Below are 447 nucleotides of genomic sequence, written 5' to 3'. Positions count from 1 at the left end.
GCGATAATCGATCCCGCGCGCCGCGCGGTATCGGCCCAGACCGACAGCGGATGCGTGGTCGAGAAATGCTCGTCGCGCTCGATGCCGAGACCCAACGGCAAGCGGACGCTTGCGATTTCGTGGAGCGAAAAGGAGCCGAGTTCGGGACAGCCGAAACCGAGGTCGGCAAGTCCGAACAGCGTGTCGCCGTCCTCGTCGAGCTCAGTCGCGAGCCACGTCGCGGCGCCCACGGGGTTGAAGAATTTGACGACCGGCGCCGGATCGGGTTCGGCCCCGCGACGCCCTGACGCCTGCCGGTGCGCGATGTCGTTGGCGCGTAGCGCGGCGATGAGTTCGGGCGTGAGCAGGATCATGGCCGCCTCCCCTCGCCATAAACGTTGCCGCCCTCGCCTCTCGCGCGATGCCCGCTGGTCTTGCCCATCCTGTCCTCCTCACCCGCCCCCAAAC

At 67.8% G+C, this 447-nt stretch carries 1 protein-coding gene; it reads right to left on the bottom strand.

What is annotated here, in order from left to right; translation table 11 throughout:
- Window positions 1-353: DUF2958 domain-containing protein (locus B1A78_RS21975; RefSeq protein WP_077148919.1), on the bottom strand; the 353-nt coding region annotated here is incomplete at its 3' end.
- Between the last annotated feature and the right edge of the window lie 94 nt (window positions 354-447).

The organism is Sphingopyxis sp. KK2, from assembly GCF_001990265.1.
Lineage (GTDB): Bacteria > Pseudomonadota > Alphaproteobacteria > Sphingomonadales > Sphingomonadaceae > Sphingopyxis.
Note: the sequence above shows the minus strand (reverse complement) of the source record. Positions and strands in the feature narration are given on the sequence as shown.